General features: G+C 66.1%; 9 protein-coding genes and 2 pseudogenes. 2 read left to right on the top strand and 9 right to left on the bottom strand.

Features of this window, described 5'->3' with window-relative positions:
* From A5652_RS23810 to A5652_RS23800, 3 genes and pseudogenes are all read right to left on the bottom strand, one after another.
* Nucleotides 1-214, bottom strand: a pseudogene (locus A5652_RS23810) (hypothetical protein); the annotation flags it as partial.
* 148 nt (nt 215-362) lie between these two features.
* A complete protein-coding gene (locus A5652_RS23805; protein ID WP_067357740.1) occupies nt 363-1,034 on the bottom strand; it encodes a TetR/AcrR family transcriptional regulator in 672 nt (223 codons plus the stop codon).
* A 132-nt stretch (nt 1,035-1,166) separates the two neighbouring features.
* On the bottom strand, nt 1,167-1,772 hold the full coding sequence (locus A5652_RS23800) for a TetR/AcrR family transcriptional regulator (protein WP_067357737.1): 606 nt from the start codon (nt 1,770-1,772) through the stop codon (nt 1,167-1,169).
* A 193-nt stretch (nt 1,773-1,965) separates the two neighbouring features.
* Here A5652_RS23800 and A5652_RS23795 point away from each other — a divergent pair, with 193 nt between their 5' ends.
* Nucleotides 1,966-2,511: a bifunctional 2-polyprenyl-6-hydroxyphenol methylase/3-demethylubiquinol 3-O-methyltransferase UbiG gene (locus A5652_RS23795; RefSeq protein WP_067357734.1), complete on the top strand. Its 546-nt coding sequence runs from the start codon at nt 1,966-1,968 to the stop codon at nt 2,509-2,511.
* 15 nt (nt 2,512-2,526) lie between these two features.
* Here the strand turns inward: A5652_RS23795 and A5652_RS23790 are convergent, their stop codons facing one another.
* The 4 genes from A5652_RS23790 to A5652_RS23775 form a co-directional block, all read right to left on the bottom strand.
* Nucleotides 2,527-3,900 carry a DEAD/DEAH box helicase gene (locus A5652_RS23790; RefSeq protein WP_067357747.1) on the bottom strand — a complete coding sequence of 458 codons (1,374 nt, stop codon included), beginning with the start codon at nt 3,898-3,900 and terminating at the stop codon, nt 2,527-2,529.
* Nucleotides 3,901-4,208: 308 nt separating this feature from the next.
* Nucleotides 4,209-4,580: a thiocyanate hydrolase gene (locus tag A5652_RS23785; RefSeq protein WP_067357730.1), complete on the bottom strand. Its 372-nt coding sequence runs from the start codon at nt 4,578-4,580 to the stop codon at nt 4,209-4,211.
* A 13-nt stretch (nt 4,581-4,593) separates the two neighbouring features.
* The gene (gene scnC / locus A5652_RS23780) at nt 4,594-5,298 is read right to left on the bottom strand and encodes a thiocyanate hydrolase subunit gamma (protein WP_067357727.1); all 705 of its coding nucleotides are present in this window, start codon (nt 5,296-5,298) and stop codon (nt 4,594-4,596) included.
* An 18-nt stretch (nt 5,299-5,316) separates the two neighbouring features.
* Nucleotides 5,317-6,156: an SH3-like domain-containing protein gene (locus tag A5652_RS23775; protein ID WP_067357724.1), complete on the bottom strand. Its 840-nt coding sequence runs from the start codon at nt 6,154-6,156 to the stop codon at nt 5,317-5,319.
* Nucleotides 6,157-6,273: 117 nt separating this feature from the next.
* On the opposite strand from A5652_RS23775, the gene A5652_RS23770 reads away from it, so the two are divergent.
* A complete protein-coding gene (locus tag A5652_RS23770; RefSeq protein WP_067357720.1) occupies nt 6,274-7,107 on the top strand; it encodes an enoyl-CoA hydratase-related protein in 834 nt (277 codons plus the stop codon).
* On the opposite strand, the gene A5652_RS23765 is transcribed toward A5652_RS23770, so the two are convergent.
* Together A5652_RS23765 and A5652_RS23760 are read right to left on the bottom strand one after the other, a co-directional pair.
* Nucleotides 7,104-8,801: an FAD-binding protein gene (locus A5652_RS23765; protein ID WP_067357717.1), complete on the bottom strand. Its 1,698-nt coding sequence runs from the start codon at nt 8,799-8,801 to the stop codon at nt 7,104-7,106. The two genes, A5652_RS23770 and A5652_RS23765, sit on opposite strands and share 4 nt — an antisense overlap.
* Nucleotides 8,798-9,196: pseudogene (locus A5652_RS23760) on the bottom strand (SRPBCC family protein); the annotation flags it as partial. The pseudogene A5652_RS23760 and the gene A5652_RS23765, both read right to left, overlap by 4 nt.

Genomic DNA, 9,196 nt, shown 5'->3' with positions numbered 1-9,196 from the left:
CGGCATCGACCAGATCATCGATGCGACCTTCGATGGTGCGCCGCAGTTCGGCGCGCCTGTCGACGTCCTCGGGAGGCAGTCGATCAAGCAGGTCCATATCCTGCCTGATCGCCTCCCGGTAATCCGGGCCTTTGAATTGCCCGGCCGCAACCGCGAGCAACGCGCCACCGAAGATGGGTGCGCTGTTCAGGGCGACCTGTCCCAAACCCACCACGCCGAGCCTCCATTCATTCGGTGGACAATGCCGGCCCGTTGAGGATCGCCGAACGGGGGAAACGAATCAACCGCTCGATAGGCCGGGGATGGTGGGCCGCCGCCAAGACATTTCCGCAAATAAGTATGGTCAGGGTCGCCCACCCTAGTCAGGAGGCTTTCGAAGTGCGCCGGCGTGCCCTCGGCGGCTCCGGGGCGCCCAGTGCGTCCATGGCCCGGACCATTTGCGGGTAGGCGATCGCCGGCCCGATCCAGCGGGTGAGGTAGCGGCGCAGATCGGCACCGCTGCGCGGCGGACGGCCCGGGTCGGACAGGAAGGAATGCAGAACACGCAGCGAGAATTCGTTCAGCTCGTCCAGGCCGGCTTCATCGAAACCGTAATGCTCCCAATCGATATCGTAGCGATGGAGCATCGAACGACCGAATGCCAGCGCGGTATCGGAGACGATCGAGACCTTCTGGCCGCCGCGGTGGCGCTGGTTGAGCACGAATTCGACCTGGTTGTCCGAGGCCAGCTCTTCGACGGCGAATGCCATTCCCTCGGTGATGGCTACCACGGGGTCGGTGACTCCCTGGAGGTGGGCCGCCATGCGATCAAGGAAGCCGTCCGCCGAGCGCATCGCGGAGGCCACCAAAAGCGCCTGCGTCCCGGGGAAGTAGCGATAGACGGTCTGCCGGGTCACCCCCAGGGCCCGCGCCACGTCCGCGATCCGCATCGCCGAGCCGCGTTCGTCGATGATCTTGTCGGCGGCGTCGAGGATGCGCTCGATCGCCTCCGTATCGGACGACGGCGTATTTCCCGCCCAGCCGTGACTGCGCATGATTAACGGGCGGCAAACCCGTAGCCGGTGAACCCCACTGCCGGATCATATCGTCTTCGCGGCGCCAGCCCGGCGCGAAAGCTGGCCCCCGCACCGGTTAGCCGTGCCTATTAGCTTGAGGCGCCGCAACTTTCACGCAACCGATGCGCCCAAAATGAGGTTGACCGCCTCGTCGAGCTGCCCGGAGATCTCGGCGAAGCTGATGAACCGAGCGGTCATCAGCGCGCCGGAAAAGGTCATCTGCAGCGTGGATTTCACCGCTCGGGGCCAGCCCGGCCCGAGCGCGGCACCGATCCGCTTGGCCACTTCGTCGCCGATTTGTTCCCGCAGCGGTGCGACCGCCGGATCTTCAGCCATCAGCGCGGCGCCACAGGCGGCGGTCAGCTCCGGCTCATCGGCGACGACGACCGCCATGTCCCGCAGCGTTGCGCTGACCCGGGTCTTTGTCGTGTCGTTGACGTCGGTGTGGAGCGGCAGGTCGCGCAGGAAGCGCAGGTACACCGCCGCGACGAGCGCACTTTTCGAGGGAAAGTAGGTGTAGGCGCTGGCCGGCGACACCCCGGCGCGAGTCGCGACCGCGCGCATCGTCAGGTTCGCGTACGAGGATTCCCGCAGCTCCGCCAGTCCGGCATCGAGGACCTTACGAATGGTCTGCCCGGGCCGACGATCTGACCTGCGAGCCGCGTTCGCGGGGACCGCTTTCCCGGCAACCACCGGGGACGACGCATCTCTAGACACTCGTCCAGTGTAAGAAGCGGGCTCGCCGCCAACAACATCCACTCAGCGCGGCCAGCCTGGCTCGTTGCTGGCCGTTTGGGGCGCGGACGCCCGTTTACCCGCCAACGCCGTGCGAGCAGAGCACCAGTTTGCAGACAGATGTCCAGAACCGGAGTCACTGCCATCGCCCAAAGGTGGTTCTAGAGTGGCGCCAATGGGCGAAGCGGACCGGCATCGCTGGGACGAACGGTATGCGGCCCAGGGGCCGCCACCGTTGAGTTCAATTGCGCCGCCCTCGGTTTTTGCGGCCCACGCGGATCTGTTTCCCACCGCAGGCAGGGCTCTCGACCTCGCCTGTGGACAGGGCACCGGCTCCGTCTGGCTGGCCACACGCGGCCTGCGGGTGGTGGGGTTGGACGTCTCCCCGGTGGCCATCGACCAAGCGCGGGAGTTGGCCCAGCGCGCCGGGGTGAGCAGCCGGTGTCGTTTCGACGTCGTCGACCTCGATGGTGGTCTGCCGGCAGGGGCGCCGGTCGACGTCATCGTCTGTTGCAAGTTCCGGGACCCTCGCCTCGACCGGACGATCGTCGAACGGCTGTCGCCGGGCGGGCTGCTGGCGATCGCCGCTCTGAGTGAGGTCGGAGCCAGTCCCGGTCCCTTCCGCGTCTTGGCCGGCGAGCTGCCCGCAGCGTTTGCGAGCCTGGACTTGATCGGCGCTGACGAAGGCGACGGTCAGGCGTGGCTGCTTGCCCGGCGCTGACCCAGTCTGTCGAGGCTAGCCGGCGCTTCCTTGCGCCCGGCTCGCGCGGCGGCGATCCGGCCGGCGCGCAGGGGTACCGCCGCGGTGAGACATGGCCGATTCGCCGGGTGCGGAATTGGTCCTCGGCGACCTGCCGGACCGGCGGCGGCGCTGCCCGCTGGAATTGGTCCGATGCTGCACAGGCGCGGGTGAAGGCACCCGGACGGGTGCGGGCGCCTGGTACGGCGCGAGCTCGCCCACGAGCGCTTGCACCGCCTCGGATGCGGCGGTCACCTGCACAGCGGCGACGGTGATACCGGCCTTGCGCATCAGCACCTGGGTGTCGCGGCGCTGCTCGGGCAGCACCACGGTCACGACATCGCCGGCGCTTCCCGCCCGGGCCGTGCGCCCGGACCGGTGCAGATAGGACTTGTGTTCGGCGGGCGGGTCGATGTGCACGACGAGCTCGACCTCGTCGACGTGAACGCCCCGCGCGGCGATGTCGGTTGCCACCAGCACCCGGGCGCCACCCGAGGCGAACGCCGCGAGGTTGCGCTCGCGTGCGGGTTGAGACAGGTTGCCGTGCAAGTCGACCGATGGAACACCCGACTCGGTGAGCTGCCTGGCGAGCTTGCGCGCCTGATGTTTGGTACGCATGAAGAGAATCCGGCGTCCGGTGCCGGATGCGAGCCGGTGCACAACCTCTTTCTTGGCCTCGGCATTGGCGACGTGGAACACGTGATGGGTCATCTCGGATACCGGTGAGTTGGCCTCATCGACCGAGTGCAGCACCTCGTTTCGGAGGAATCGCTTGACGAGTTTGTCGACGCCGTTGTCCAGCGTCGCCGAAAAGAGCAGCCGCTGACCACCATTGGGAGTAGCGGCCAGGATCCGGGTGACGCCCGGCAGGAAGCCCAGATCGGCCATGTGGTCGGCTTCGTCGATCACGGTGATCTCGACCGCCTCGAGGCTGATCAGCCGCTGCTTCATCAGGTCCTCGAGCCGGCCCGGGCAGGCGACCACGATGTCGACGCCGGACTTGAGGGCAGCGACCTGGCGGCTTTGGGAAACGCCGCCGAAGATCGTGGTGATCCGCAGGCCGCAGGCCGCCGCCAGCGGTTCGAGCGTCGCTGTGATCTGCGTCGCTAACTCCCGGGTCGGCGCGAGGACCAACCCAGATGGCCGTGAGGGGCGCCGATCTGCGTCCGATAGGCGGCTGACGAGCGGGATCGAGAAGGCCAGGGTCTTGCCGCTGCCGGTCTTTCCGCGACCGAGGACGTCCCGGCCGGCGAGCGTGTCGGGCAGAGTCTCGATCTGAATCGGAAACGGGTGGGTGATGCCACGCTCGGCGAGCGCATCGACCAGGTGGTTGCGCACGCCGAGGTCGGCGAAAGTCTTGCTGATAGTCACTTTTCGGTGCCTTTCAGGCATCGGTGGTGCCGTGCTGGAGGCGAAAACGCCGCGCGGCATCGGCACGAGGTGGCGAGATTGCCGGATGGCAAAATCGATCGCCGCGAGACAGGCTAGTGCGTTGTGCACGGATCATCTAGGTGACGAGCGCGAGCTTTGGGCTGGCACCAATGGGATGAGGAAGCGTTCCACGACGGTGTTGGCATGCGATGTCATGAAGCCAACGTTGCTGCCAGCGTAGCCTATCGGAACCCAATCCTCTAACCGGCCCCCAAACCGGCGAGCGCCGGCGGACTGGCCGACTTCGCTCAACCCTGCAGCCGCGCACGCACCGCGGCCAGTCTGTCTTCGAGCTCCGACTCGTCGATGACGCCGCGCATTAGCAGCGAGTGGGCCAACGCCACCAGCCTGTTCTCCGGGTAGGGCAGGTTCGAGTAGACGGTCGCCGACAGCGCATCCTCGTCGCCGCGCCGGTCGGCGAAACCGAGTACCTGCGCGCCGCGTTCGCTGTGGTCGAGCGCATCGCAGATCCCGTCCAGGCTCGTCTTCCAGGGTGGTACCGGGTTGCCGACGCCGTACTTGGCCGACATGCGGCTCCAGACCTGGTTGCGCTCAACGATTTTCGCCAGCGGTGCAACGGCTGCGTCTTTGGCGGGACGCGGGTTGTGCGCGGTGCTCATCTCATCGCTCGCATCAGTCGTCGACCGGGTGGACGGCCGGACGCGTCTGGGTGATGACGTTCGTCGTCACCCCAGGCTTGGGCAGCGCAACGCCGATGAGGCAATCGCGCGTGATGATTTCGACGAGTTGGTCCTCGGTCCAACCCTGCGTTCCGTCCGGACGGACGGGCATCACCATGAACCGATGCTTCTGGTTGGAATCCTCCACGCGGATCTCCACGTCTTCCGGAAGGATCAGGCCGAATTCCGCGAGTACCTGGCGCGGCCAGCGCACGATGCGACGGCGGTAGTTGGGTGTGCGGTACCACTCGGGCGAATTGCCCAGGATCGGGCGCGGGTAGCACGAGCACAGCGTGCAGACGATCACGTGATGCAGCGTCGGGGTGTCCTCGAGCACGTGCAGGGCGGTGAAGTCGCTAGGCGTTCCGAATCCGGTCGGTTCCAGCCAGTCGACGCCGACCTCCTTGCTGGCGGCGAGCGCGTCCGAGCGCACCAACTCCTTGAAGTCGGGATCGAGCCAGGCCCTGGCCACTAGGCGCGCCGCCGGGGTGGGGCCGATTTGTTCGGCGAACTCGGTGAAGCGCCGATGATCCTCGGCGGTGAAAATGCCCTTCTCGATGCATAATTCGCGAAGCGCGATCTCCAGGACCTCGAAGTCGGTGATCTCGTCCACCATGGGCGCGGCGGTGCGCTCGTGGTCGTGCTCGTGGGCGGTCATGCGAAATCCTTTCCGGCGCTATTCGGCCGATTCGAGCCAGCGCTCCGGAAGCTCCGTCTGCAGCGTGTCATTGCCCGGCCCGGTGTAGCCATGCCACAACTCGGACAGGTTGAACCGAACGATGTAGAACCATTCGGGCTGTTGGTCTGGCCCGTCCCAGGTTTCGTCCTCGGCGGCGGGGCTTTCGTAGGACACGACCGCGATCTCACCCGTCGCGCCGCGCACGTACTCCTGGGTGCGGGTGTAGAGCAGCACGGGCAGATTTCGCACCACGACCTTGTCGCCGACGTTGAACTTGGGCGCCCCGGCCCGTCCGGCGAACACCTGTGGGTCACCCTTGCCGACGGCGTGACGGTGGTGCCGATTGCGGGTGACCGCGGTGGGGTCGCCTGCGGACTTCGGCTCGGCCTCCAAGGGTTTTCCGCGCAGGCCGTCCGCATAGCGGGTCTTGACCTCGGCCATGCGTTCGGCCAATTCGCTGAGACCGATGTGGTGCTTTTCGGCGAGCACGCGTGCGACCGCCAGCAGCCAGCGCCCGTAGTAGGGGAGGCCGAGATAGATGGTGCGGCCCAGGTCGACATTGCCCATCCGGCGTCGTTCCTCCGACAGCCAGATCCCGCGCCAGCCCAGCACCTCACACATCACATAGGTGTTGTGCTCCCAGATCTCGTACTGCTTGTTCTCGTATTCGATGGGAGCGTCCGGTTCGCCACCGACGTCGTGGGGAGTCTTGACATACGCGCTGAAGCGTTCGTGGTCAATGAGATCCGGCGTGGGCGCGTCGGGAAGTTCGGGATAGGAGGACTGCAGCCGCGCTATCAGGTCGAGCTGTGCCGCTCGGTCCGACGGAGTCGTCATCCCAGCTCCATTCGTCACGGACTAGTCCAGCGCCTGCATACACTTCACTCCTCCCGCGAACATTGCGCAACCGCAAAGCCAATTCGGACAATGACGCTCTCCGGTAGTGTCACCAGGATGCAGCGCCGTGTCCTCGAAGCGGTCATTTATGAGCGCGAACCGCCGATTGCACGGATCATTCTGAACCGGGTGGACAAGGCCAACACCAAAGACGCCGTCCTGGTCGGCGAGGTCGACGAGTGCCTGCACGAGGCCGACCGCGACAAGGACATCAAGGTCGTCATTCTCAAGGCGAACGGCAAGGGGTTCTGCGGCGGCCATGTGGCGCGCTGGGGCCCGGACGAAAACCCGTATCCCGATTTCGGAGACACGTTCGAGGACCTCTACAAAGGCACCGCCGATCTGTTTTTATGGCCGACGCTGTATCTGTGGGAATTCCCCAAGCCGACCATCTCGCAGATCCATGGTTATTGCATGGGCGGCGGGATCTATCTGGGCTTACTGACCGACTTCTGCGTCGCCTCCGAGGACGCTTATTTCCAGATGCCACTTGCCCAAAGCCTCGGCGAGCCCGGCGGGCATACGATGATCGAGCCGTGGCTGTTGATGAATTGGCATCGCACCATGGACTGGCTGCTGCTGGCTCCGACGTTGTCCGCGCAGCAGGCCCTCGACTGGGGGCTGCTCAATCGGGTGGTTCCACGCGACGACCTCGAGGACACCGTGGAGGAGATGGCGCGCAAGATCGCCCAAATCCCGCTGACGACACTGATGGCGGTCAAGAACAACGTGAAGCGCGCGTGGGAATTGATGGGCATGCGGGTGCATCTTCAGGTCAGCCACATCCTGACCAACATGGTGGGTGCCGCGTCCGACGTACAGGCGCGGCGGGCCGAGCTGATGCAATCGGGCATGACACCGCGCGATTTCGTCGATCGCGACGAGTCCTAGCGAGTCCGCTCGCCGGCGACTTTTCGGCCGGCGGCGTGCCGCGCCGCGACGTAGCCGAACACCATGGTGTAGGCGATGCTTCCGCCCGCGCCCAGATAGTTTCGGCCCATTACCGTCGCGGTGATGTTGCCCGTCGCGTACAACCCGTCGATCACGCAGTCGTCGGAGTCGAGGACCTGCGCGTGTTCGTTGGTGATCACGCCTCCGCATGTCCCGACGTCGGCGGGCAACACCCGGGTGGCGTAGTACGGTGGCCGCTCGAGCGGCCCTAACGCGGCGTTCGGGCGGTAGCCGGGATCGCCCAGGCAGTCGTTGTACGCCGACTGGCCGCGGCCGAAATCGGGGTCGAGGCCCTTGACCGCAAACCCGTTGAACCGCTTGACCGTCTGCTCGAGCGCGTCGGCGGGGACATCGATCTGTCGCGCGAGCTCGGCGACGGTCGGACCGCGCAGCACCGCGCCCCGCTCTATCAGTTCCTCGGGCAGGCTGCGCTTCTTGAACGGGTTGGCGCCCGAGACGTATCGGCGGATGTAGCCCTCGTCGAAAACCATCCAGCACGGCACCGCCTTGTTGGCGTACATGGCCTTGCCGACTTCCACGTAGGAGTTCGACTCGTTGCAGAATCTCTTGCCGGACCCGTCGACGTAGATGGCACCGGGCCGTTGCCGCCCGCTGCCGAGCGCCCTGGCGGCATCACCGCCATCGGCGATGAAAATGGATGGCAGCCACCAGGCCTCGTCCAGCAGGTCGGTCTTCGCACCCAGCCGCATCGCGGTCTGGAGCACCTCTCCGGTGTCGCCGGCATTGGCGATCGACCAGCGCGCCTCGTTGGGCTGGTCGCCGCTGTAGCGACGGCGCATGTCCGCATTGCGGCTGAAGCCGCCCGCCGCAAGCAGTACGCCCTTGCGCGCCTCGACATTCAGTGTGGCCCCGCCGCGGGAGACGCGCGCGCCGACGACACGCCCGTCCTCGACGATCAGATCGGCCATGGCCGCGTCAGTCCAGATCGGCGGGTCGCCGCGCAGGTCGATCAGCACCTTCAGCATCTGGCCGATGAGTGAGGCTCCGTTGGTGAGCATCTCGCGACGGCGCAGCCGCGCCACCCTGGTCCGCGTGAACACCCGCATGGCCACGGCGAAGGCGCGCGGCGACCGGTTGAAGTACTGCACCGAGCGCAACTCGTTCGTCTTGAGGACGAACCCTCCGTAACTCTTGGCCATGGACGGCTGGACTTTGTCGCGCCAGTTTCCCAGCGCCGCCGCATCATAGGGAACGCATTCGATGGCACGGCCGGACTCGTTGCCGCCCTTGTGGTTCGGGTAGTAGTCGCTCCAGCCGGGGCACCGCACGAACCGGACGCCCTTGCGGGTCAGGAAGTTGATCATCTCGTAACCCGCGGTCAGGAAAGTCTCGCGCCGCGCCGGTGATGAGGCGGCCCCGATGTCACCGACGACGTCGTCGAAGTACGCCAGGCCGTCCTCATGCGAGTCCGCGATGCCGTCGGCGCGCATCAACGGATTGTTCGGCAGCCACACCATGCCACCCGAAAGCCCGGTGGAACCGCCCACCAGCGCTTGCTTTTCGAGCACCAGCGGCTCGATGCCGGAGTCGAGCGCCGCCAGCGCCGCGGCCATGCCGCCCCCGCCGCTGCCCGCGATGAGCAGATCGACGGAGTGGTCCCACTGCGTGCTCATCGTGCTGCCCTACCGATGGCCCCGACAGTCGAAGCGAAGCCGAGATCCACCATCGGCACGTCGATGGTGGTGTTCGTCTTCTGGATCGCGGGTACCAGCGTGTCGTACGGCAGTCCGGCGAGGAAGCCGTCGACGACGCGTTCGAAGTTCGAGATCAGTCCCTCGATTCGGCTGGACAACCTCATGTATTCAAAACTTCTGGAGTGCAATCCTTTCTGTTGCTTAGGCAGATTGGAGAAGTCCTGCGCGGGGATCGGCGGCCAGCGTGGGTCGTCGGGCGCCATCGGGACCGGAGGCGTCGGCTTGGGCGTGATCTGGTCGGGTGGCATGCGGGTGAGTGACCAGATCTCGAAGAGGGTCTCCTCCGGCCCCAGCGGACGGATCCGGTAGGACGA

Origin of the sequence: Mycobacterium sp. 1165178.9, from assembly GCF_001673555.1 — a bacterium.
Classification (GTDB): domain Bacteria; phylum Actinomycetota; class Actinomycetes; order Mycobacteriales; family Mycobacteriaceae; genus Mycobacterium.
Note: the sequence above shows the minus strand (reverse complement) of the source record. Positions and strands in the feature narration are given on the sequence as shown.

Coding starts and splice junctions, on each gene's coding strand:
- A5652_RS23805 (WP_067357740.1), bottom strand. CDS start 1,034: ATGCGCAGTCACGGCTGGGCGGGAAATACGCCGTCGTCCGATACGGAG.
- A5652_RS23795 (WP_067357734.1), top strand. CDS start 1,966: ATGGGCGAAGCGGACCGGCATCGCTGGGACGAACGGTATGCGGCCCAG.
- A5652_RS23785 (WP_067357730.1), bottom strand. CDS start 4,580: ATGAGCACCGCGCACAACCCGCGTCCCGCCAAAGACGCAGCCGTTGCA.
- scnC (WP_067357727.1), bottom strand. CDS start 5,298: ATGACCGCCCACGAGCACGACCACGAGCGCACCGCCGCGCCCATGGTG.
- A5652_RS23775 (WP_067357724.1), bottom strand. CDS start 6,156: ATGACGACTCCGTCGGACCGAGCGGCACAGCTCGACCTGATAGCGCGG.
- A5652_RS23770 (WP_067357720.1), top strand. CDS start 6,274: ATGCAGCGCCGTGTCCTCGAAGCGGTCATTTATGAGCGCGAACCGCCG.
- A5652_RS23765 (WP_067357717.1), bottom strand. CDS start 8,801: ATGAGCACGCAGTGGGACCACTCCGTCGATCTGCTCATCGCGGGCAGC.